Annotated in this window: 17 protein-coding genes and 1 pseudogene; 8 read left to right on the plus strand and 10 right to left on the minus strand. The window is 61.6% G+C overall.

The window, feature by feature from the left end; genetic code table 11:
* Positions 1–580 (plus strand): annotated as a pseudogene (locus tag DID96_RS25865) (IS630 family transposase); the annotation flags it as partial.
* Between the two features lie 146 nt (positions 581–726).
* A complete protein-coding gene (locus DID96_RS25870; protein WP_260464009.1) occupies positions 727–924 on the plus strand; it encodes a hypothetical protein in 198 nt (65 codons plus the stop codon).
* Positions 925–945: 21 nt separating this feature from the next.
* Here DID96_RS25870 and DID96_RS39605 read toward each other — a convergent pair whose 3' ends face one another.
* Both DID96_RS39605 and DID96_RS25880 read right to left on the minus strand, forming a co-directional pair.
* Positions 946–1,104, minus strand: a complete 159-nt coding sequence (locus DID96_RS39605; RefSeq protein ID WP_124602150.1) for a group II intron maturase-specific domain-containing protein — start codon at positions 1,102–1,104, stop codon at positions 946–948.
* Between the two features lie 80 nt (positions 1,105–1,184).
* Entirely contained in the window at positions 1,185–2,369 is a 1,185-nt protein-coding gene (locus DID96_RS25880) for an ATP-binding protein (protein ID WP_124602098.1), read from the minus strand.
* Between the two features lie 969 nt (positions 2,370–3,338).
* Here DID96_RS25880 and DID96_RS25885 point away from each other — a divergent pair.
* Positions 3,339–3,800, plus strand: a complete 462-nt coding sequence (locus DID96_RS25885; RefSeq protein ID WP_260464010.1) for a hypothetical protein — start codon at positions 3,339–3,341, stop codon at positions 3,798–3,800.
* A gap of 46 nt (positions 3,801–3,846) precedes the next feature.
* On the opposite strand, the gene DID96_RS25890 is transcribed toward DID96_RS25885, so the two are convergent.
* Positions 3,847–4,932, minus strand: a complete 1,086-nt coding sequence (locus DID96_RS25890) for an IS110 family transposase (protein ID WP_124602099.1) — start codon at positions 4,930–4,932, stop codon at positions 3,847–3,849.
* Between the two features lie 2,540 nt (positions 4,933–7,472).
* Here DID96_RS25890 and DID96_RS25900 point away from each other — a divergent pair.
* The gene (locus DID96_RS25900) at positions 7,473–8,789 is read left to right on the plus strand and encodes a replication initiation protein (RefSeq protein ID WP_124602100.1); all 1,317 of its coding nucleotides are present in this window, start codon (positions 7,473–7,475) and stop codon (positions 8,787–8,789) included.
* 41 nt (positions 8,790–8,830) lie between these two features.
* On the opposite strand, the gene DID96_RS25905 is transcribed toward DID96_RS25900, so the two are convergent.
* The 5 genes from DID96_RS25905 to DID96_RS25935 form a co-directional block, all read right to left on the minus strand.
* Positions 8,831–9,856 (minus strand): ParB/RepB/Spo0J family partition protein, encoded by a 1,026-nt coding sequence (locus DID96_RS25905; RefSeq protein ID WP_124602101.1) that lies wholly within the window; start codon positions 9,854–9,856, stop codon positions 8,831–8,833.
* Complete coding sequence (locus DID96_RS25910; protein ID WP_059616760.1) at positions 9,849–10,544, minus strand: ParA family protein; 696 nt, start codon at positions 10,542–10,544, stop codon at positions 9,849–9,851. The genes DID96_RS25905 and DID96_RS25910 overlap by 8 nt, the downstream gene beginning before the upstream one ends.
* A 1,600-nt stretch (positions 10,545–12,144) precedes the next feature.
* A complete protein-coding gene (locus DID96_RS25915) occupies positions 12,145–12,600 on the minus strand; it encodes a helix-turn-helix domain-containing protein (RefSeq protein WP_124602102.1) in 456 nt (151 codons plus the stop codon).
* Between the two features lie 862 nt (positions 12,601–13,462).
* Positions 13,463–13,660, minus strand: coding sequence for a type II toxin-antitoxin system VapB family antitoxin (locus DID96_RS25930; RefSeq protein ID WP_124602103.1), 198 nt, complete (start codon positions 13,658–13,660; stop codon positions 13,463–13,465).
* Positions 13,661–14,078: 418 nt separating this feature from the next.
* Entirely contained in the window at positions 14,079–15,197 is a 1,119-nt protein-coding gene (locus DID96_RS25935; RefSeq protein ID WP_124602104.1) for an MBL fold metallo-hydrolase, read from the minus strand.
* A gap of 82 nt (positions 15,198–15,279) precedes the next feature.
* Between DID96_RS25935 and DID96_RS25940 the strand changes: the two genes are divergently transcribed.
* The 4 genes from DID96_RS25940 to DID96_RS25965 all read left to right on the plus strand — a co-directional run bounded on the left by DID96_RS25940 (position 15,280) and on the right by DID96_RS25965 (position 22,580).
* Entirely contained in the window at positions 15,280–15,915 is a 636-nt protein-coding gene (locus DID96_RS25940) for a TetR/AcrR family transcriptional regulator (protein ID WP_124602105.1), read from the plus strand.
* Positions 15,916–16,170: 255 nt separating this feature from the next.
* Positions 16,171–16,662: a flavodoxin family protein gene (locus DID96_RS25945; RefSeq protein ID WP_124602106.1), complete on the plus strand. Its 492-nt coding sequence runs from the start codon at positions 16,171–16,173 to the stop codon at positions 16,660–16,662.
* 749 nt (positions 16,663–17,411) lie between these two features.
* Positions 17,412–20,921 (plus strand): pyruvate carboxylase, encoded by a 3,510-nt coding sequence (locus tag DID96_RS25955; RefSeq protein WP_124602108.1) that lies wholly within the window; start codon positions 17,412–17,414, stop codon positions 20,919–20,921.
* A gap of 930 nt (positions 20,922–21,851) precedes the next feature.
* The gene (locus DID96_RS25965; RefSeq protein ID WP_124602151.1) at positions 21,852–22,580 is read left to right on the plus strand and encodes a ProQ/FinO family protein; all 729 of its coding nucleotides are present in this window, start codon (positions 21,852–21,854) and stop codon (positions 22,578–22,580) included.
* A 78-nt stretch (positions 22,581–22,658) separates the two neighbouring features.
* On the opposite strand, the gene DID96_RS38435 is transcribed toward DID96_RS25965, so the two are convergent.
* Both DID96_RS38435 and DID96_RS25970 read right to left on the minus strand, forming a co-directional pair.
* On the minus strand, positions 22,659–22,835 hold the full coding sequence (locus tag DID96_RS38435) for a hypothetical protein (RefSeq protein ID WP_185732358.1): 177 nt from the start codon (positions 22,833–22,835) through the stop codon (positions 22,659–22,661).
* Positions 22,832–24,325, minus strand: coding sequence for an MmgE/PrpD family protein (locus tag DID96_RS25970; RefSeq protein ID WP_124602110.1), 1,494 nt, complete (start codon positions 24,323–24,325; stop codon positions 22,832–22,834). Before DID96_RS25970 ends, DID96_RS38435 begins: the two co-directional genes overlap by 4 nt.
* Between the last annotated feature and the right edge of the window lie 42 nt (positions 24,326–24,367).

Below are 24,367 nucleotides of genomic sequence, written 5' to 3' on the forward strand. Positions count from 1 at the left end.
CGGCCTTTCGCGAGAAGGTCAACGTGATTTGCAAGCTATACCGCAAGGCGCCGCGAAACGCGGTGGTGCTGAGCATCGACGAGAAGACCGGCATTCAGGCCATCGAGCGCAAGCACCCGGGACGGGCACCCGCCCCAGGACGGCTGCGCCGCCGAGAATTCGAATACATTCGTCACGGCACCCAGGCGTTGATTGCCGCGCTGGCTGTGCATTCCGGCAAGGTACTGGCAGAGTGCCGCGAGCGGCGTACCCAGAACGATCTGGTAGCCTTCATGGAGCGCGTGGCAACCGCGACCCGGGCAAGCAGGTGCACGTGGTGTGGGACAACCTGAACACGCGCCGCGCCCAAGCCGTCTGGCAGGCGTTCAATGTGCGGCATGGCAAGCGGTTTCACTTCCACTTCACCCCATTGCACGCGAGCTGGGTCAATCAGATCGAACTCTGGTTTGCCCGCGACACCCGCCGCGTGCTGCGCCATGCCAGCCACACCAGCACCGCGCACCTGCGCGAGCGCACCGAGCAGTTCGTCGGCGAGCACAATCAGGTCGCCCGCCCCTTCAAATGGAGTTTCCGGGGCTATCCGCCCCCCGCTGCAAGGCGATGCTTCGTAATCGAGAGACGCAGATGCCAGCTTTACCCGCCAAACACCGCGCCGCTGAACTGCAGCGTCAACTGCGCAGTCTGCTCGGCCATGAGCAGATCGTCACGCAAGCCTACGGGCGCCACTTGCTGATCAAACGTCTGGACGATGACGAGCCAACCGTCGTGGCGCGGCTAACTGAACTCGGCCGCAATCGATATGGCGCGGCCTTTCGCAGCCATAGTGGGCGCTGGGAACCGCTGCCGGGCATGGGTTCACTCGACGAAATGGCTGATGTGGTTGTCACGCTCCTGCAGCCATATTTGCAGCCCGATAATTATTAAGCTTATTTGAGGGATGTTGTACTAGGCTGCGGCGAATACCCATCGCCGCAGCGCGATCGGATGGAAATACCGTCTCATCACCCACTTCGGAGGCTTCTTGGGATGGCGTCGCTTCGCCCATTGCCATATTGCGTACCAGATAGGGCTGTCCACCTTGGAGAAGGTTTCCGGTGCAACAATCTATCCATCAGAAGGTCAGAGTTCGCAAATCGCAAGATTATGTCACAAAGATAAACTTCATAAGGTCACTACAAGACTACTCAGGCCCTAAAATCTGGCATGATCCGCTTCATAAACGCATCAAAAAGAGGCACGGTGAACGCGGTGTCACCATAAGTTGGGCTCCAGATCATGCCCTTACCGATTAAGCTGCTCCGAATCGGACCGAGAGATTCGACACGGCGCCCGATCTTCGCGGCAATGTCGCCCGATCGGTGCGGCCCCGCGCCGAGTTCGGCCATCGCGCGAAGATATTGCTTCTCTGCCGGCGTCAGGCGGTCAAAGCGCACGCGGAAGAAGCTTTCGTCCAGGGCGGCAACAGCCAGCCTAGTGGCATTCGTCACATCCTCCAACGATATCGGCGAATTGTCGGCCACGTCCCACGATGTTTTCCCCCATTCCTGCAGAAAATAGGGGTAACCAGCTGTCTCTGCAACGATTCGGGCAACGGCCGCTGGCTCAACCTCGATGCCTTCCTGCTGCGCCGGCACCGTAATCGCACGTTCTGCGTCAGCCGTGGCAAGTGGTCCGATTTCGGCAAAATCAAAAAGGCGCTCGGCGTAGGACTTTGCTTCCCCCATCTGCGCGCGAAGCTGGGGCAATCCCGCACCAACTACCGTAACCGGCAGTTGTTGCTGAGAGCAACGATGGAGCGCCGAGATCAACGCGGCCAATTGCGATTCCTCGACGTACTGGAGTTCGTCAATGAATATGACGACCGTGGTTTGTGCGGCACGCGCGGAGTGCCCAACCTCCTCGAGTAGTGCCGCGAGGTCTGCCTCCAGATCGCCATTGTCAGCCAGGCCAGGCTCGGGCTCGTAGTCCAGCCCGACCTCGATGTCCTTGTACGTCACCTTCAGCTTGCCCACGAACCCGGCCAACGCACGCAAACCCCGGACAGCGGCGTCCCGAGCAGCCTCGATCCGATTGAGTCGGAGCAGGGCCAGTCGGAGCTGCGGTGCCAGCATGGATGGGAGTGACCTCGATTCCGGGGCCTCGATCCGCACCGTGTGTGCACCGTTATGCTCGGCGTCGAGGCGCATCCGGTCTAGCAAGACCGTCTTTCCGACACCGCGCAGACCGATCAGAAGGACGCTCTTCGCGGAACGGCCGCGTCGAAGGCGCTCGATGCAAACCCGGACTTGCTCACGGATGTCGTCCCGTCCAGCCAGTTCAGGTGGCGGGCTACCAGCGCCAGGCGCGTAAGGGTTGATGATCGGGTCCACTGTACTGAGCTTAAATGGTTTATTGAAAATTAATAAACAAATCATAACTCCGTATACATGAAAGTCAAGGCAATGGGTGTCCTCCGGACAAACGATTGAACCCTATTTTTATCTGATTACAAGCCAGCCGCGCCGAGTGAACGGAAAATAGTTTTGCCCCCAATGTCAAAGCCATTCTCAAATGTCGTAGCGCCAGCTAAATAGACGTGTCGTATCTTTCATCGGTTTGGCCGTCACGCAGCGTAGAAGATCAGGGGTGAAGCAGCAGGGCTGCTGGTGCCCGTTCAGATAGGGCTTGTAGACCGACGACCCGGTTTGCGGGGTGGGGGTTGTGCCTGCCTGTGCTCGGCCAGGTTCACGATCACCTGCTCGACGCCGAAGGACGTCCGCCTGCGTGAACTCGCGTGGCTTCTTCGTACCGGGCGGCGTTCAGATTGGCGAACCTCAATGCCTTGATTCGCGCGCGACGGCGAACCGGACGGCGCCGCGGTTCGCCCCGGTCTGTCAAGATGCGCGTCAGCTCAACTGAAGCGCTTGTGGTGAAAACACACTGCGCCTCCCTTGACATGGAAGACTCAGTTCATACCCGATCTACCGCGACCACCGACAAGGCTCTCCAATGACGGGCGGGCTCCTCGGCGCGGCGTGGCGTCAGCGGTTCCGGGCTACGCCCTTCACCGCTGACGCCACGCCAGTACTCTCATCCTGATTGACGCGCTGCTCTCATCTTGTTTGACGCGCGGCAAATCGCTTCAATTTCTTCAACGGCTTAGCTGGAACACCCCATTGAGTCTGGCGCTGGCATCTGGGGCAGTCGGCTCAGTAATAACGCTTGTGTGGCTCTCAGCAAGGGACACCTGGGTGCGCAAGCGTCAGCGACGCGACACTGCGTTGGAACTTGCAGTATTGCTGGAAAGTTACGCTCGAACCTGTCGGACCATGATGCATAAGGCCGCTTGAGCGGCGGCGGTGCTGGTCGGCCCTAAGAGCTATGAAGCAAGCAAGGGGGTGTCCGTCCCCGCCTTTGCCTATCCGGACAAGCTGCACTGGCATGTTCTGAGCCGCAACGCGATCTCCGAGCTGCGCGAGTACCCGGCCACGGTGCACTCGGCCCGCGAGTACGTGGAGGCATTTCGGGAATTCGGTGAACCAATCGACATTTGCGAGCAAGTTGAATACGAATGTGCTAAGGCTGCGAGTTTCGCATTAGCGCTGGCTCGGGCCACGTGCCGCTGGCACGGAGCCGCGACGTGGAAACTTGGTGCCAAAGATTCAGCCACGGAGCGCGAACTATCCGAGTTCATCAAGGCCGCCGAAGAAAATCGCAAAGCGTCGCTCGAGCCACGATCAGATTCCACGGTTGGTCGCCGAGCTGACATACAGCCGTTCAAACAACCGTTAGGGTTGTTCGATCGTTGCATCACGCTGTGAGTCCTTCGTGCGGTACGGCGAGTGACATCGCGAGCTGACTGATGTCTCAGATTGAGGCTGATGGGCTGACGAGTTCGCGGGCGACCGCGACCACCGCGATGTTCTTCTGCTTGCCGCGCGCGACGAGCTTGCGATAGCGCCGGCACAGGCGCACCTGTGCGTCCCACGCCCGGTCCACAATCGGTTTCGGGATGCCTTCGTGGCGGCGCTGGATCTCGGGACTCACGCGTGCCGGGTGCTGGTAGCTCCAGGCCGCCTCGACGAGCAGCTTCCTGGCGTAGCTGTTGCCGTTCTTCGTGATGCTGCCCTGGCGGCGCTTCTCGCCTGACGAGTGTTCCGAGGGCGTCAGGCCCAACCAGGCCATCAGCTGGCGCGGATGGGCGAAGCGTGACAGAGCGCCCAGTTCGGCGAGTACTCCAACGGGCGTGGTGAACTGCACGCCGCGCATCGTCTGCAGGGCCAGCACGACCGGATAGAAGCGCCAGCCGGCAACCGCCTCGCGCAACGCTGCTTCCAGACGCACGCATTGCGCGAGGCGGTCCTCGATCGCGCGCCGCTGCTCCTCGAACGCCAGTTGCTGCCAGGCGCTGCCGAAGGTGTACGAGCTGAGCCAGCGTCGGTGCGACGGGCCCCAGTCGGCGCGGCCGGTATAGCGCGCCCCATGCGAGAGCAGAAAGGCCTTCACCCGTTGCCGGGCACGCTTCAGGTCGTCTTTGGCGCTCACCCACGTGCGTGCCAGATCCCGGAACGCTTCATCGTCCACAGTGGGCACATATACCGATGAGAGGTCACCGGCGCGCAGCGATCGCACCAGCTTGATCGCATCGCGCCGGTCGGTCTTGACCCGCTCGCCCGGTTTCTTCGGAATCAGCGATGGGGCGCACACCATGCACCCGAATCCCTTCTGCACGAGCTGACGGTAAAGCCCGTAGCCGCATGGACCGGCCTCGTAGACAACGCAGACGTGCCGTGCCTTTGACTGCAGGCGCCTGCACCGGCGATCGACATCCGCCTGCGTCGTGCCAGTCTTGCCCAGCAGCTCGACTTCACCCGAACCACGCGCATACGCGACCGTGATCGATTCCTTGTGGACATCGAGACCGACGTACAGCGTAGTGCTATCGTGTTCCATGCTGGCCTCCGTGCCGGAAATCGCCGGGTGCGGCCCTGTCCGCACCGTGCGGCTCTGGCAGCAATGCTAACCCGCGTCTGATTCCTCACGGCAGGCCAGCCTTTGCCTCACGGGAGTCATAGTGTCTAGCACGCGCACGCCGTATCGCACGCGCTGCCGCTGTCGACGCTCAGGTTTCCACATTGCGCTGCGCGTCTCGGCGGCGAACAGCTTGGTAATGTGCGCGATGATTCGCCTGGCCGGCAGGTCTGGCAAACGTGCCACCTTCGGTACGCTCTCTTCCGCCTTGATGAAGCTTCAGCGCACGTGCGCTCAGCACCGGAACAACGGTCAACGGCGTGAGCCGCAGCGAGGTGATCGAGTTGAAACAATTTCGGTTCACGCATCGGGGCGCGAGGCGATCAGACTTCGTCGGCTTCCGGAACGACACGGTGTCGCGAACGATCCGGACAGATAGGTCACCACGCAGGTTCGAGTGACGTCACCTGTCGGGGCGCACGATTTTATACCTATCGATGGAACCCGCATCGACCAGATCACCCGCACACACTCGGCCGACGCAGGAGTGATGATGCGTGAGTCGTTTTGCTCACTGCGACCGCCAATCGCCGCTCTATCGTGATGTCGCGCGTCAGGCCAGGTGACGACGTGGCGCTAGTCGTGAGATCGAAGCGCCGCGACCATAAGTGGCAACCGTGGACAACTACGTAGATAGTGTGGTGACCGCGGGATTCGACACCGCAGAGCAAGACAGCCGGTGCTCATTCATCCGATCAGATGTCGAAGATGCCCGGTCGCTCGGCGCAGCTCGACGCACGCGCCGCGGAACAAAGGTGAGCTGTTACGGGATCCGCTGCATCTGAATGGTGAGCTTCTCCGGGAACCCGATGCGGGATCGGCTGCGGTGAAGTGCCGAGACCGCGAGACACTCACGTTGGCAGCAGAATCGCGTCGAGTCGGTCGGGCTTCAGACGGAGTGGTCCCAGGTTCGCCCGCGGAAGATTGCGACTCGCGAGCAATCTTGCCGAGACATGCGCGAGATGTCGTCGCGAACCGAGCAGGTGCAGGATATGCGTGTGCAATGCACAGGATCTCGAGTATCTGAAAGGTGGAGATTCTCCGGTCGCCATCGTGACGCAAGCGCACAGACCGGAACTCACCTTTTCGATCGCCATCGGTAATTGTTGCCGCAAGAGGGTGCCGGCGTTCATGTTACCCACAGGTTGAACTGTGCCACGCGGTTCCAATGGGGCAATCGGGTCTCCCGAGCGGCTCCCGGACGGACGACACAGATCCGCAAGTCGACAGCCTCAAAGGCCGTTATTGAGTGGCCAACCATGGGTGGATACCTGACGTTGATGGCGCCCGCTGGACTCCCATAACAGGGTACCTATGAGCCGGAATCAGCGTTCTCTGACGGTTTTGCTCCCATAACCTTCTACTTTTCGGCGCTTGTGAGTGTGTACTCACCTTCTCTGCGAGCCTTTAAATCACTGGAGTGCGGCCTGGATGGTGCGCTGCGACCAGCAAAATAGCGTGCAAATGGGGACTTGGAGCAGGCAGAGCGACTGTGGCCACAGCTTTTGGGTAGTGGTTTATGGGGGTTGGTCTTTCCTGGAAGGACACGTGTGTTTACATCTTTAGAAAGCAACGTTTACTACTTTAACTACTTTTAGAAGGCTCACAGGCTTGACTGGCAAGGGTTTGAGCGATGATCGGTACCCATTTATGGGAGCAGAGGTAGAAGGGTCTGGGGTTTCAGGTCTGTGGATTTGGGGCCTTGGGTAGCAGGCTGTGGGGATTCGGGGATGTGGATATGGGGCGAGCGTACCCGTTTATGGGAAATAGGCCAGGAATCTTCATGGGTAGCAGTCTATGGGGACCCGTTGAGGTAACCATTTATGGGATGTCGGCGCGGGATCGCGCGCAAGCCGCTAAGCTCGCGGTGTCCTTGGGTAGCAAGTTATGGGGCACAGGGAAGGTATCCGGTTATGGGGTGATTTCGGCGTTGCTCCAATCGGATGTCGCACGCAGCTCGCACTAGGACTCCCATAAACAGGAACGGTCCACTGGAAAGGTACCTCTTTATGGGGACGACGCAAGGTTGCCATCTATGGGGGCGCTTTTGTCGCTCCACAGCGAAATGAGCGGAATCGGTCGCGTCCGATGGTAACCATCCATGGGAACCCTTCGAGGTAGCAAGTTATGGGAGAGAAACGGCGGCGTGTTGCATGGCACCACATATCTCACCTCCCAAGTCGATTTCAGTCGGTTGCTTCCCATAAAAAGGTACCTTTGACCGGGCCCTGATGACGGTCGACATGCTCGTCCCGGATCAAAGGTAGCTGCTTTTGGGATGGGATTTGGCAGAAAGGTAGATAGTTATGGGGCAGAGCGCACGGCTACCAAACAAAAAAAATCCTTTGTAGTCGCTAGGTTAGCTGCGATAGTGCAAGTGACATGCGAGCAAGGGCGTTGCTCTCGGAAAGGAAAAGGTATAAAGTCAGCCCTTAATAAGGCAACCTTATCCGGACATCACGATGCCGCGAAAGCCCGCAAGCAAAGGCTCCGACAAGCAGGTCTCGCTGTTCCAGACGCCAGAGCCTCCCGACTTGCTGCGCAAGGCGGTCCAGGCGATTCACATCGCCCCCAAGTCGGGAAAGATCGGCCTGCAGCAGCGCAAGATGTTCAGTTCGCTGATCAAGAATGCACTCCGGCAGGAGGCGTTCGAGCCGGGTCGCACGAGCTTCTCGATTTCGATTGCGTCGCTGTCGCACGAAAGCGGCCTGAACAGCAACAACACGAAATACGTGAAGGACACGGTGAACTCGCTCATCAGCACCGTCGTCAACTGGGACTATCTTGCCGCGGATCGTTCGACGGTCTGGAAGGCGTCGGGTTTGCTGGCCGGTGCGGAACTCGAGCAATCGGTACTAAAGTACAGCTTCTCGGATCAGATTCGCAGCGAACTGCTCAATCCCGAGATCTATGCGCTCATCGATATGCGGATCGCGCGCGAATTCCGGCGCTCGCACTCGCTCGCGTTGTGGGAGAACACGGTGCGCTACGAAGGAATCGGCATCACCGCGAAGATTCCGCTGCCGAAGTTCCGCGACCTGATCCTCGGCCAGGACAAGGCGTCGCAGTCTTACAAGGAATACAAGCTGTTCAAGAGCAAGGTTCTGGTGCCCTGCATTCAGGAGGTAAACGAAGTATCGGACCATACGCTCGAGCTGATCGAACACAAGTCCGGCCGTAGCGTGGAAGCGGTGCAGTTCAAGGTGACGCGCAAGCAGAGCGTGGATACGGTCGAGGAAGGCGACGTCAAGAACGAAGCGCTCGTCGAAGAGGTCGCGAAGTTCGGCATTCCGCGATCGGAGGCGCGCCGTCTGATTACGCAGTATGGCGTACAGCGCATCAAGGCCGCGATCGCGTACACGCTCAATCGGACCACGAAGAAGAATGCGGCGCCGATCGACAATGTGGGCGCATACTTCCGCAAGGCGCTGACGCACGGCTATACGTTGTCCGATGGACAGTCGACGGACACTGCCGCGCCCGTGAAGGAGACTCAGCAGAGCAAGCAGGAGCAGATCCGCGACAAGTATCTCGCGGCCAAGATCGACGAGGCCGGAGCATACTTCCGCGAGCTCGAAATCGATGACCAGACCAAGCTCATCGACCGCTATAACGAAACGGTGGCCGGCTCGAAGGATCTGACGCTGTCGCCGAAGAAGAAAGCGAGCAAGCTCGCGCAGACGAGCTTCTTCAGATGGCTCGCGCTGGACACCTGGGGCGAACCGACTTCGGACGACCTGCTGGAGTTCCTGCTGCGAAGCAGTCTCGCCGGAAACTGAAAAAGGACCTCGCAGATGCGAGGTCTCTTTATTTGGGCACCTTACTGTTGCGTACCGGCGAGCTCGGTGACGTATGCGTCGATTACTGCCTTGAGCTTGTCGGCGAGCGCTTCCTGATGCGCGGCGTCGACGCCCTTGAGCTGCAGATCGAGTCGGCCATCGGGGTAGGTCTTCAACTGGCCGATCGCCCGCGAATCGAGTGCGAAGTCGTGGCGAACGCTGTAGCGTGTCCGTCCTGCCTTCTTGTTCGCGTCGCTCTGCGTACGCAGGAAGTTCTCGAGATCGCGAACGGACTTCTTGCGGTCGATCACGGCTGACAGCAGCCGGTCAGCCGTCGGTTCGCCGAGCCGCTCGAAGATCAGCTTGAGGAAATACGCGGCCTGCAGGCCCACGACGTCGTTCGCGCCGGCCATCCGCTCGAGGAGCGTACCGGGCAGCGCATTGAGCGAGAGCGTCTTGCTGATTGACGCCTTGTCCTTGCCGATCTTCTCTGCAAGCGTGTTCTGATCGGGGAACACCTTTTCGTCGAGGAGACGTTTCCACGCGACCGCATCGTCGAAGATCGTCTGACGCTCGTGATCGTGGTTCGCGCGGTAGGCGATCGTATAGAGCTGCTCCGGCGTGTGATCCGACCGGAACGTCGCGTTGATGTATTCGTCGCCGTTGATGCTCGTGGCGCGCAACCGGCGCTGTCCGTCGATCACGACGAGCTTGCCGGGAAACTCCGGCAGACGCGTCACCTTGATCGGCTCGATCTGCCCTTCCCGTTTCAACGTCAGCGCAAGTTCGTGCAGGCTCGATTCCGAATAGAAAATCCGGGGGTTGAACGGGTTCGGGATGCAATCCTTTACCGCTACCCTTTGAGGTGCACCGAGATCCGTTGCATCTGCCGGTGCTGCCGTGACCAGCTCGAGCGCCGGCACGCCGTTCGCCACGGCTACGACAGGCGGTGGTTCGGGCAACCTGGTTTCCAGCGCTGCGTTTTCCTGCGCGAGGCCGCGCAGCAGACCGGCCGCGAGGTGGAGGTTGCCCGTTGCCTTTTTCTCTTTCGAAGTGTCTTTAGCCATGAGCGGTTCCGGTAGCTCGCGTCGATGCGATGTATTGGGCCATTTCGGTAACCAGCTTTTCGATCTCCGCACGGGCCTCCTTGAGGCCCTTCAGATACCGATTGTGGTGGTGGATGGTGGTGCCGAGCGCGAACGTCTGGCGATACACCTCGCGTTGGGCGATCTGGCTGTCCAGCAGATGCTCCCCTATTTCTTCAGCCTTTAGAATTTTTAGAATTTCTTCACGCATTTTAGTTTTTCCATTGACGCTATTGAGCATCAATGCGGAAGAGAGGCTGGGGTTACGGACCGCGCGCATGGACTCGATCATGCGGATCATCGCGACGGTGCTGTACAGATCCGCGGGCGATGGCGACAGCGGAACGAGGCAAAAGTCGGCGACTTCGAGTACCGACGCAATGCGCGGATCCTCGAGGTTGCCGGGGCAGTCGACGACGATCACGTCGAAATGCGCGTCCTGTTTCTTGATCTCTCCGCCGATGCCGCGACCTGCGGGCGCCAGCGAGAGGACAGTCATTGGAAGGGTGTTCTCTCCACTTGTGACCCAGCGCACCGATGTGCCCTGGGGGTCGGCGTCGATAAGTGCCACCTTGTTCCCGCCGGCCTCGAAGGCGGCGGCAATGTTGACGGAGATGGTTGTCTTTCCAGTCCCACCTTTTTGATTACTGACGGCGATCTTGAAAGCCATTAAATTCCTCCAAGGAGTTTTGCGTAATATATGCAGTTGTTAGAGAAATGTCCAGACAAGATGATCTTTGCCGCGAAATTCTCTAGCACGATGTTGTTGTCACGTGACAATCGGGCGGATGGCTAACGTTCGATGCGCGTCGACCAGCGCGATGGAAGCGATAGCGCAAAGACAATCCCCATCACTGAAAACCGAATGGAAATTGTTGATTGGTGGATTTGGCCTGACGATGCTATTCGCGGAAAGACAATTGAATGCCAAACAATAGGTCGACACGAACAGGGTGACTCTTATTGTGTCGGAGGGTGGCTGGAGACTGGATGACGCAGAAGCGGTTGTCACGTGACAAAGCGCAAGGCATACGCAAGTTGAAGCCGGCACTGGAGTACTCACACGGCACAAGCAAGTTGCTCAGTTGGGATTGCATTCGCTTCCCGTGAGGTATTGATAGCGCGGCGAACATTCAGTTGTCACGTAACAACCTCGCTCCAGGGTCGCGATGTTCGAAACGGCCAGTGCAGTGTATTGGGCGGAAATTTGATTGCAGTGCTGGCGGCGGAATGGATTTGCAATGATGCGGCGAAAACGGCGTTACTCGGAATCTTTCAGCGTGCGCTGAGTTGTCACGTGACAACCCAGCGCTTGTTCGAAGCTAGACGATTCGACAACATTCCGAATGGCAACAGCCGAGACCAATATGATCTCGCGCGCCGAATATGTCGCCAACTCGCTAACGTCGTCGAGTTCGAATTGCCGGCGTATCGATCGCCTCAATGCTAGCGTCTTCAGGCAACCCTCCGATTGCTGCACGCCTGATAGCTGACCGAGCGTGCTTAACACGCTTTGCGCTGCATACCAAAGACATCTCGACGACAGAATCGCACATTGATATGACCCCATTTATTCGACTACCGGCAACGCTTGGATGCATGTCACTTTCCCAGGCGTAGGCACACTTGTGTTTGTGTTGTCACGGAGAAGCGAATGCAATCTCGCGAAATATGCGTCCAGATTGGCGAGCTTCGCCACGGCCTGCGTCTGGCCAAAGCGCTGTTGAATCGGCCTCCTGAGACGCGGACATGAAGGGGCAGAGGGCCACATCGTGAAACAATCGCGAAAAATGGGGTGTGTGAGTAAACGCTTGTCTGATAAGGGTTTACGGGAAATTCTTCGCGTTGTTTCACGCATTCGCCGCGCTTTTGGCTGGTTGAGGCGGGGGCGAATGCCGGTGAGTCGCTGTTTAGCCCCGCGAGCGAGATTTGGCGTATTGAATGTATCGTTTGATATGTGTTTTGTAGTTAATGATACGCATTTGTCGCGCGATCACCAGTAGTGCCGGTTTGTATGTGCTGAGCCGACGGGAGTTGTCACGTAACAACCGCGTATCGTGCCCGTGTCGTTCGGCGAATATGTGACGTTTCTCGAATGCGCAACCGGTCACAAGACGCCAATGGCGTGTTGTCCGAGCAGCTAGCGATACGTGATGCTTGTTGAAGGCCGACGACAGGCCGACGACAGGCCGACGACAGGCCGACGACAGGCCGACGACAGGCCGTCCAGTTTCGGCACGGCGGCCCGAGCACAATCATCTTTCACCGATTCAGCAATTTGCAGCAATCGATGTGGATGGCAGTTCGACGTTCGAGCGACTGCGAAAATCGTCGATGTCGCGGTGCGGAGAGTTGCCGAACAGGCGACTGCACTTCCGGTCAAACTCGGTCGGACTCCCGTATCCGACACGAAACGACGCTAATGCGGCAGGGAGTCGCTTTGGAAGCATCAGCCGGCGCGCCTCATTCAGACGCATCCGCTTCTGGTGCTGCAACGGGCTCATGCCGGCGAGTTGGCGAAAATGAAGATGGAGCGTCGAACTGCTCGTCGGGACTTGCGCGGCGAGGTTTTCGACACGCAACGGTTTGTCGTAGTGAGCCAACAGCCATTCGATCTGGCGCAGCGGGAGATCGCTCAGTATGTCCTTGCCGCAAGCGGCGGTCTCACAGGGGAAATATCCAGGATCTTGAACACGGCGGCCGGGTTGGCAATTCGCAGGGGCCACGAATCAATCAATCTGGAGCATTTGAGAGATGCCGCTTCCACAAGGATGCGATAACGTGCGTCCCCGGTCTTACGCGCCGGGCCCATTTGAAAATGAGGCATTCGGGAGCTGGTGCGGACGAGTCGCGGGCCGCTGTCGGATGACAGTCTCGGAGTCGAGGGAGGCCGATGGACTCGATTCGCTGCCGGCCTTGATCAATGCAGTATGGATCTGTTCCCGCCGTTGAGCGATACCACGATACACAAAATTGCCGCGTTGGCGTGCCTCGACATTGCCACACTCGACCGAATTCAGACGCCAGAGACCTTGATGACGACGAGACGGCACTTTCCATACTGCTACCGATCCCTCGTGATCAACTCGATGGACGTCAGTGCGCCCTATTGGCGGCGGGCGTGACTTGACCCGGTCATTCGGAACTGCAGCGAGCACGGTATCCCTCTTGAGGCGATTCCACCTTTTGTGTTTCGCAGCACAGGCAGCATGCAAAGTCCGCTCAAAAGGGTGTCACGTTACCGTCGAAACGCGGAGGAACGGCGCCGTCGGCGCCTCTGTTAGCAAAATTAATCGTCCCACTAGCAGAATTAAGCGTCCTCAACAGCCACGCCACGCGGTTGATCATCGAAGCCAAGTTGGTCGACGACGAGAGTGACCCGGCGTCTTGCTCGAGCAGATAAAAGACTTCGTTAGGTGTAGCGATGGGGCGCGCGGTAGATCGTTCAAAGCCCGAAGCACGGTAGAGCGGTCACGCAATCTGACTAGCGAGATTTCAGGATCCGGACACTGTCGTGGAGCAGAAGGTCGACCATAATTGGCTCTGAATGATCGATTTGATTGACCCACACAGACGTGTCGACGAGGATTATTCAACCTCCTGCCTGCGGCGCGGCGCAGCAGTGATACCCGGTTGACTGCCGCCCAAGGCGGCGAGCCTGCGCGCGGCTTCGCGCTCGATAAGCGCTTTCAACGCTTCGCGCACAAGAGCAGACTTCTCGCTCAATCCGGTATAGTCCTGGGCCCGAGCAACCAAGTCATCGTCCAAAGCGATTGTGGTTCGCATAATTCCCCCATGATTCGAGGCACGGTTATAGCATCATTTGATGCGAAATCGTGTGCCTGGCAACCGAGGACACGTTGCAAAGGTTTTTCCAGAATGTCGTCACGGGCGCAACAGATCGTCGAGTGCCGCGAGCAACCTGTTCAATGCTGCGTACGAAGGTACGGTCACGTCGCCGATGAAAAGGTTGCGGCCGGCTGGTTGATCCTTGTGATTCGGCTCGACCTGACCTAACCATCAGATCGGCCATGACCCGCAAGTCGAGTTTCAGTGCGGAACCACGATGGGGCTTTTCGTGGCTCGCGTCGAGCACTTGGGTCGACACGCCATAGCCCGTCGACGAAGCGTCGTTGTTGGCGTCCGTGGTCCCGGCGGCCGCACGCAGCCGGTGCCACAGGCCGCCAGACCCAAGCCGAAACACCTATTTGGCAGCACGCGACGCACAAACCACCGGCCAAAGCGACTTCGACGTACTCGCCTTCTCGGCGACATGGCGCCACCAGCGCTCGCCGCGATGCGGCGCGGTCAGATCCACCCTTTCGCCCATACGCGGCGTCGAGAGCTCGACACCGCGTGCGACGGTCAGCGCCGTCACGCGCTCGAACGGCTCGTGCCAGCGGTGCATGGCCAGGTCGAACGTGCCGTTGTGAATCGGCACGAGCCAGCGCCCGCGCAGATCGATATGGGCCTGTACGGTTTCTTCAGGCTGCATATGAACGTATGGCCACTGCGGATCGTAGGCACCTGTTTCGATCAGCGTCACGTCGAATGGACCGAGGCGTTCGCCGATCGCCCTGAATCCGTCGAAGTAGCCCGTATCCCCACTGAAGAACACGCGCAGATCGTCATCGACAATCACCCACGACGCCCACAGCGTGCTGTTGCCGTCGAACAGGCTGCGGCCCGAGAAATGCTGCGCGGGTGTCGCGGTCAGCGTCAGTCCGTCGATCTCCGCGTTTTGCCACCAGTCGAGCTGGCGCACTTTCGTTGCGTCGATGCCCCAGTCGATCAGCCGGTCGCCGACACCGAGCGGTGTCACGAACACGCCGGTCGTTGCCGCGAGCGCCAGCACGGTGTCGCGGTCCAGGTGGTCGTAGTGATCGTGCGACAGGATCACGCCACGCAGCGGCGGCAGATCGGCGAGAGCGATCGGCGGCGCATGGAAGCGCTTGGGGCCGAGGCGGCGGAACGGCGACGCGCGCTCCGCGAATACGGGATCGGTCAGCCAGAATTCGCCGCGCAGCTTGACGAGCAGCGTCGAGTGCCCGAGCCGGTACAGGCTTCGATCAGGTGCTGTCTCGAGTTGTTCGCGGGTCAGGGAATCGACCGGCAGGGTGCCCGACGGCACGGCTTCTCGCGGCTTGTTGAACAACATGTTCCACATGATGCGCATCATTTTGCCGACACCTTCAACGGGCCGCGGCGCGACATTACGGAAACGTTCGCCGTCGTGTTGTGGCGAAGTTGTGGACAGCGCACGGCTGCGCTCCGCAGCGGTATAGCCCAGCGTACGATGAACGAAATCGGGGAGCGATGCCATGGGAATCCATCCGGAGTGAAAGTACACCGATCAGTGTAGTTTGTTTTCGAGAAAAGTAAACTGCCGGGTGTAAAATTTGACGATGGATACGAATGCCACTCATCAACGTCTGACCGATCGAAAGCGCGCGGCCATTGTCAGCGCTGCGATCGAGGAGTTTCTCGCGGCAGGCTACGACGCGACCAGCATGGACCGGATCGCCGCCCGCGCGGATGTGTCGAAGCGCACCGTCTACAACCATTTCCCGAGCAAGGAAGCGCTGTTCGCCGCGATCCTGCACAAGCTGTGGGATGCGAGCCACACGGGCATCGCGCCGGTCTTTCGCGGCGACGCGCCGCTGCGCGAGCAACTGCTCGAATTGCTGGAGCGCAAACTGCGCCTGCTCAACGACGACGCGTTTCTTGCGCTCGCGCGGGTCGCGATCGCGGCGGGCATCCATTCGCCGGAGCGTGCGCGGGACATGGTGGAGCGCATGGGCGAGCGCGAAGAGGACGTGACGGTCTGGATCCGCGCGGCGGCGGCGGCCGGCCGGCTCGCGGTTCCGGATCCGGCATTCGCTTCACAGCAATTGCAGGGCTTGGTGAAGGCTTTCGCGTTCTGGCCTCAAGTGACGATGGGGCAGCCGCCGCTTGGTGAAAACGCACAGAGGCAAGTTGCCGAATCGGCTGCCGACATGTTCCTCGCATACTACGAGCGGAACCCGAGCGAAGGCGGGTAGCACAGGTAGCGCGCATTGGGCGGAAAAGGCAGACGCTGAAGGAGCGCTATCCCGCGCGAACCGTAACGCGTCGCCCACATCACTTGCGCGACTTCGGCATCCGGGCGTTTGGCCTACATTGGAAGTAACGCGCGGTCATCACGATGAGCGTCGCGCGATTACGCCACGCTTTGGCGCAGCGTGGCGCATCGCGAATATATCGACAACACGCCGATGCCGGCACGACTCGAAAGGGCTGACAGTGAGTCACCACGAATGAAGACGCTGTTGATCATCTATCACACGATGACCGGAGGCACGCAGCAGATGGCCGAAGCGGCCGCCGACGCGGCGCGCGAGCAGTCTGGCGTGTCGGTTCGGCTGCAACGCGCGGACGAGACGAGCCCGGGCGACGTACTCGCGGCCGATGCCTATCTGTTCGCGACGCCGGAAAATCTTGCCGCGATGTCGGGGTTGATGAAGGACTTTTTCGATCGCTGTTATTACGCGGCGCTCGATCGCGTCAACGGCCGCCCGTATGCGGCGATGATCTGCGCAGGCAGCGACGGGCAGAACGCATTGCGCCAGATCGATCGCATCGCGACCGGATGGCGGCTCAAGAGTGTCGCGCCAGGCCTGATCGTCTGCACCCACGCGCAGACACCCGAACGCATCCTCGCGCCCAAGACGATCGACGCCGAGGATCTCGCGCGCTGCGCGGAACTCGGCGCCGGTCTGGCAGCGGGCCTCGCGCTGGGCGTTTTTTGACTGCGGGATCGTGCGACAGCGTCTGTCGCACGGCGTCCAGAGGCCGCCGCCACTTCCCATAAACGGCTACCAAGGGACAACGCTGGCGTGAGCGCGCCTTGAAGTTGCGATTCATACCTTGAAGTGCCACTGCGATCGGCGTCTCGTCGCTACATGGCTACGCGAGCCGGCTGCTACGCGCGCTGCCGTGTCGTCGCAGGTCTCTCGTTCAACCTCCCCAATCCTGCGCGCGGCACCGTCGGTGGTCGAGCGTGCATCAGTCGGCGAGTCATCGCGACCCGATGACGGGAAATTTCCGATCGACCGCGCGCGCTGCACATCCTCTATATTTCGAACTACGGAACTACGGAACTACGGAACTACGGAACTACGGAACTACGGAACTACGGAACTACGGAACTACGGAACAACGGAACAACGGAACAACGGAACAACGGAGTGCGAACGCTTGCGCGAAATCTGCGCCGGACCGCGTAATGCGGGTGCCACGCGCGACCGACTGATGAACCGCTTATCGATGATCGCATTGACCGTCCGGCCGGTCGGATGATCGGTGCAGAAGTGCAAACCTGTTTCCAGTTTTGAAACGCGCTGCAATCAAGCGCACTGTCATTCGCTCGTCAAATCAAGCACATACGCGCAGAGCTCAAGGCTGGCCTGCCGCTTGCTTCAGACGATCCCGTAGCACTTCAGACCGTGACACATCGCGTGGACCGGTTTTGTTCGACGACCGTTGACCATTGCTTACAATGACTCATACCCCCATCCAGTCCATCCTGATTGCGAACCGTTCGGAAATCTCGATTCGCGTGATGCGTGCCGCCGCTGAGCTGAACATCCGCACCGTGGCGATCTACTCCAAGGAAGACCGTCTCGCGCTGCATCGCTTCAAGGCGGACGAGAGCTACCTGATCGGCGAAGGCAGGAAGCCGCTCGCCGCCTATCTCGACATCGACGACATTCTGCGCGTCGCGCGGCTGGCGAAAGTCGACGCGATCCATCCCGGGTATGGCTTCCTGTCCGAGAACCCCGATTTCGCGCAGGCCGTCATCGACGCCGGCATCCGCTGGATCGGCCCCGCACCGGACGTGATGCGCACGCTCGGCAACAAGGTGGCCGCGCGCAATGCGGCGATCGCGGCGGGCGTGCCCGTGATGCCTGCGACGGCGCCGCTGCCGGACGATCTCGACGAATGCAAGCGACTCGCTGCGACGGTCGGCTATCCGCTGATGCTCAAGGCGAGCTGGGGCGGCGGCGGACGCGGGATGCGCGTGCTCGAAAGCGAACGCGATCTCGAGACCTCGCTCGCGGCCGCGCGGCGCGAGGCGCTCGCCGCGTTCGGCAACGACGAGGTCTACGTCGAGAAGCTCGTGCGTAACGCACGCCACGTCGAGGTGCAGGTGCTCGGCGACACGTATGGCACGGTCGTGCATCTGTACGAGCGCGATTGCACGGTGCAGCGGCGCAACCAGAAGGTTGTCGAACGTGCGCCGGCGCCATACCTCGATCACGACGGCCGGCAGGCACTGTGCGAAGCGGCGCTGCGACTGATGCGCGCGGTCGGCTATACGCATGCAGGCACCGTCGAATTCCTGATGGACGCCGATACGGGGCAGTTCTATTTCATCGAAGTGAATCCGCGCATCCAAGTCGAGCATACGGTGACCGAAATGATCACCGGGATCGACATCGTCAAGGCGCAGATCCGCATCACGGAGGGCGGCCGGATCGGCCTCGCCGACGACGAGGCGGACGGCAGCGGCGCAATCGTCAAGCGTGCGGCCGGCGTGCCGGCGCAGCAGGCGATTCCGCTGAACGGCCACGCGCTGCAATGCCGGATCACGACCGAAGATCCGGAGAACGACTTCCTGCCCGACTATGGGCGCCTGACCGCGTACCGCAGCGCGGCAGGCTTCGGTGTGCGGCTCGATGCGGGCACGGCCTACGGCGGCGCGGTCATCACGCCGTACTACGACTCGCTGCTCGTGAAGGTCACGACGTGGGCGCCGACGGCGGCCGAATCGATCCACAGGATGGACCGCGCGCTGCGCGAATTCCGGATTCGCGGCGTGACGTCGAACCTGCAATTCCTTGAAAACGTGATCAACCATCCGGCATTCATTGCGGGCGAGGTGACGACGCGCTTCATCGACCGCACACCGGAACTGCTCGAATTCGCGAAGCGCGGTGATCGCGCGACCAAGCTGTTGCGTTATCTCGGCGAGCTGAACGTGAACGGCAGCAGCGAGATGGACGGTCGCACGCTGCCGGCATTGCCGCTGCCGAAACCGGTGCTCCCAAAGATCGACACCGCAGCAGCGATCCCGGCCGGCACACGCGACCGCTTGCGCGAACTCGGGCCGGCGAAGTTCGCGAACTGGATGCTGGACCAGAAGCAGGTGCTGCTGACCGACACGACGATGCGCGATGCCCATCAGTCGCTGTTCGCGACGCGCATGCGCACGGCCGACATGCTGCCGATCGCGCCGTTCTATGCACGCGAGCTGTCGCAGCTGTTCTCGCTCGAATGCTGGGGCGGTGCGACGTTCGACGTCGCGCTGCGCTTCCTGAAGGAAGATCCGTGGGAGCGTCTAGCGCTGCTGCGCGAGCGCGTGCCGAACATCCTGTTTCAGATGCTGTTGCGCGGCTCGAACGCAGTCGGCTACACGAACTACGCGGACAACGTCGTGCGCTTTTTCGTGAAGCAGGCCGCGAGTGCCGGCGTCGACGTGTTCCGCGTGTTCGACTCGCTGAACTGGGTCCGCAACATGCGGGTTGCAATCGATGCGGTGGGCGAGAGCGGAATGCTATGCGAAGGCGCGATCTGCTACACGGGCGACCTGTTCGATGCATCGCGCTCGAAGTACGACATCAAGTACTACGTAGGGATCGCGCGCGAGCTGCAGCGCGCCGGCGTGCACGTGCTCGGCATCAAGGACATGGCCGGCATTTGCCGGCCGCAGGCGGCCGCGACGCTCGTGAAGGCGCTCAAGGAGGAAACCGGGCTGCCCGTGCATTTCCATACGCACGACACGAGCGGCATCGCCGCGGCGTCGGTGCTCGCGGTGATTGATGCGGGCTGCGACGCGGTCGACGGCGCGCTCGATGCAATGAGCGGCCTCACGTCGCAGCCGAATCTGTCGAGTGTCGCGGCGGCGCTCGCCGGTAGCGAGCGCGATCCGGGGCTCGATCCGGATCGCCTGCACGAGGCGTCGATGTACTGGGAGGGCGTGCGCCGCTTCTATGCGCCGTTCGAATCGGAGATCCGCGCGGGCACGGCCGACGTGTACCGTCACGAGATGCCCGGTGGCCAGTACACGAACCTGCGCGAGCAGGCCCGCTCGCTCGGCATCGATCATCGCTGGACCGAAGTGTCGCGCGCGTATGCGGACGTGAACCGGCTGTTCGGCGATATCGTCAAGGTGACGCCGACGTCGAAGGTGGTCGGCGACATGGCGCTGATGATGGTCGCGAACGATCTCGGCGTCGACGATGTGCGCAATCCGGCCAAGGACATCGCATTCCCCGAGTCCGTGGTATCCCTGTTCAAGGGCGAACTGGGTTTCCCGCCGGACGGCTTTCCGGCAGAGCTGTCGCGCAAGGTGCTCAAGGGCGAGCCGCCGGCGCCGTATCGCCCCGGCGACCAGATGCCCGCGGTCGATCTCGACGCGGCGCGGGCGCAGGCCGAAGCCGCATGCGAGCAAGCGCTCGACGACCGGCAGCTCGCTTCGTACCTGATGTACCCGAAGCAGACCGTCGACTATTACGCGCATGTGCGCGCGTACAGCGACACGTCGGTCGTGCCGACGCCCGCTTTCCTGTACGGCCTGCAGCCGCAGGAAGAGGTGGCGATCGACATCTCGCCGGGCAAGACGCTGCTGATATCGCTGCAGGGGCAGCATGCCGACGCGCAGGACGGCATGGTGAAGGTGCAGTTCGAACTGAACGGTCAATCGCGCACGGCGCTGATCGAACAGCGGACGACCGTGCATGCGGGCAAGGAGCGTCATGGGCTGCAGCGGGCCGATCCGGCCAACCCGCTGCACGTGGCCGCGCCGATGCCGGGCTCGGTGGTGACGGTTGCGGTGCAGCCGGGCCAGCGCGTGACGGCCGGCACGACGCTGATCGCGCTCGAGGCGATGAAGATGGAAACCCACATCGCGGCCGAACGCGATTGCGAGATCGCCGCCGTGCATGTGAAGGTCGGTGAGCGGGTCGCGGCGAAGGATCTGCTGATCGAACTGAAAGGAGCAGGCTGACAGGTGGGATCGTGGCGGCGGTGGGGACGTGTCCGGGAACTCTGCCGCGCTACGTATCCATCGCCGATGATGCGGTGTTTCGCGAGCTGTCGCCAGCGCTCGGGCTGGCGGCGACGAACCGGTTCGGCGGATGCGCGCCTGCCCGGCGCAAATCGAGGCAGATCGGGGCAAATTGGCGCAAATCGGTGCTCGCGAACGGCGCCGCCGGGCGTCGCTCCGCTTTCGCTGCCGATACTGGCTGATGGTGTTCGGGCCATAGTGTCTTCACGAGATCGCGCGACGCACCCTATGCATAACAACTGTCGATCTTGACTGGCTTGCCACTGCTGTCCCGCTGGTCGAGCGACGACGGGCGCACGTCAACCATCGTCTGGAATGCCGCGCTCGCGAACAGTGAATGGCGTTGAAACGGCGACGTGCGGTCGTTTCCTGTATACGTACGGCGCGGAATGCCGGAGACGAGTATGGGGTGCGATCCAGATATGGGACCCTGTGCCCGAAAAGGGTAGCAGGCACGTCGTTCGGCCCTGTTGCATGGCGTGCCTGCGCGGCGCGATGGCCAAGCGAATTGCCCCGCGGACGCGCGAGCAGACGGCGCAATCGGCGCGAACCGGAGCGATCGTTCGCGATTGCGCCATCGTCCCGACATTACGGGTGCGTAAGCACCAGTCAGCCGGCACGCCCGCGTACCGGTATACTTCACTTCTGCGTTGTATCCGGCATCCCGGCCGGGTGCCTGAAACACGGGGTGTGTGCCAGCCGCTCATGCTGTATCTTCCGCGTCGACGGCGCACGCGCAGAATGCGTCCGTGACGTGCTGCTGCTCGATGCCGAGTATTGCGCGGCACGGTTTCGCGCCACGTCGAGACGTGCGCGGGAGCGGAGTCGCCGCGGAAGCCACGCCTTACCTATTCCTGGTGGATTGAATTTATGGGTTTTGAACAACTTGCCGAATTGCGGAACCAGCTCGCGGCCAAGGCCAAGCAGGAACGCAACGCCAAGCGATCGCAGTCTGAAGCGAAGCCGTCTTCCGGTGGCAACGCATCGTCCGGCGCCAGACCGTCTGCCGGCGCAAAGGGGCCGTCTGTCGCCAAGGCGTCTGCCGGCGCAAAGGGATCTTCTGGCGCCAAGGCGTCTGCCGGCGTGAAGGGCTCTTCCGCCGCCAAGGCATCTGCCGGTGCAAAGGGTGCTTCCGGCGCCCGCGCGTCGACGCCGGTCGATCCGGTCGTCGTTGCGATCGGCAAACTGCAAAGGCGCTTCCCGCTCGCGTTTCCGAAGAACCCGGCGCCGAAGGTGCCGCTGAAGGTCGGCATCTGGGCGGATCTCGCCAACGAAGCGCAGGCGGCCGGGCTGAGCGAAGCCGAGCTGCGTGACGCGATGGCGACCTGGTGCCGGGGCAACCGCTACTGGTCGTGCCTGGTCGAGGACGCGGTGCGCGTCGATCTGCAGGGCAACGAAGCCGGACGGGTGTCGAAGGACGACGCCGCGCGCGCCCGACGACTGAAGGCGCGCCGTCCTGGAAAGGGCGCTGCGCAATCGGCGAAGGCCGACGCGAAGCCGGTGCAGGACGAATCGCAGCAGGCGACGGCCGAGCCGCAAGCGGATCACGCCGACGTGCAAGCGGCGCCGGCCGAACCTCAAGCAGCAAAAGCCGAGTAACGCGGCGCCACGACCGCCGGCGATGCCCACGATCGCCGGCGGCGAAAGTGCGCCGGACCTCCCGCCGCACCGAACCCGTCACGTCGTCGCAAGCGGCGCGCACGTCACGCGGCCGGTCCGACCGCCGCAAGGGCCGGCGTTTTGGGCCGGTGTTTCGCCGGCCCGCACCTGACGCACCAGGAAGTCGATCGCCGCACGGTCGAACACGTCGCCGCCGTCACCGGCCAACCTATGGCCGCCTTCCTTCACATTCACGCCGCAATTGCCATCAGCGCAGGTAGTTTCGACACGTCGGGCTGTTCGTCGAGATGCCACAGCCAGTCGACGACGCGACGCGTTTGCTCCGGGTTCCAGTAACCACGCACGCTTTTGCCGAACTTGGTTTCGAAATCGGTGCGCGTCATCGGGTGATGCGGAAAGCCCGGCAGGTCGTCGACTTCCTTCGAGAATCGGCGTCCGTCGTCCGTCACGGCGGTTACGCGATTCGGCGCGTACTGCGGATAGCGTGCCGTTAGTTCAGGGGCTTCGACTACCGTGATCCGCTCGATCAGCGCGCGCAGCTTCGGGTCGCGCAAGGCCGCCGGGGTATAGCTCGCCGTCGTGATGTCGCCATCGAGCATCGCGCGCGCGACGATATACGGCAGGCTGTGGTCGGCGGTCTCGCTCGTTTCGGGCGCCCACTTCTGGCGGTCCTTGCCGGCGGTGACGTAGCCGACGCGCGTCGTCGCAATCTCGATGCTACGGATGCGCGAGACGTCGCCGATGTGTGACGCGACGTCGATTGCCGCGGGAATGGCCGTCTGCGTGAGCCCTTGGGCCGGGTAGTACTTCACGATGCAGTCGTTGATGCGAAAGCGTCCGCCGCGCCCGCCGAACCGGCCGGGGTCGAGTTCGAATGCGCCGGAGATCTGCCGGAAAAATCCTGCGTTGCCTTCGAAGATTGGCGACGGGCCTGTCAAGCCATCGCGCGCGAGGCTCGTCGCGAAGATCGCGTTGCGTGCGGCATCCGCGTCGGCGAGCGCCTTCCAGTTCGACAGTTCCTGGATACGGGTCTGGTTGAGCGCCATGTGTCCGTTGATCGCGAGATTCACGGCCTGCACGAGCTGCGGCTGCGTCAGCCCCATCAGCCTGCCGGTGGCGAGCGCGACTGCCGGCAGGCTGTAGCAGGTGTGATCCCAGCCGCGCGGGCTGATGGCGGCCGCATCCATCAGCCGGCAGTTGATCTCATAGGCGAGCGCGATCGCGAGGATCAGGTCGCGGCCGCTGCTGCGCTGTGCCTCGGCAACCGCGAGACACGGCGCGACGTTGTCGCTCGGATGTCCGGTCTCCTTGCCGGCGTACGCATCGTTCAGGTCGAAATAGCGCAGCGCGGCGCCGTTCGCGAATGCCGCTAGGTCGGGCGTCGTGCGGCGTGTGGTGCCGACGATCGTCGACGTGCCGCCGCCGGCCGCGAGCGCGACCTGTCTTGCGATGCGGACCGGCGCCTCGTCGTGGGCGGCGATCGCACAGCCGAGCGCATCGAGGCAATGCGACTTGACCGTCTCGATGGTCGCTGCGTCGAGATCCGCATAGCGAAGCGAAGCGGCGTAGTCGGCGAGCTGGTGCGCGAGATTGTCGGGCGAGCCGGCGGGCATCGAGGCGGCCGGCGTCGCGGGTGTCGTCTGCGTTTGCGCTTGCGCGAGGCAAGGCACGGCGGCCGCGGCGGCGGCGCCTGCGAACGTCGACAGGAAGTGGCGTCGGTTCATGCTGAAATACTCCGGGAATTGAACGGGAAGACGAGACGAAGG

This window comes from Burkholderia sp. Bp8963 (assembly GCF_003854275.1).
In the GTDB taxonomy this organism is placed as follows: Bacteria; Pseudomonadota; Gammaproteobacteria; order Burkholderiales; family Burkholderiaceae; genus Burkholderia.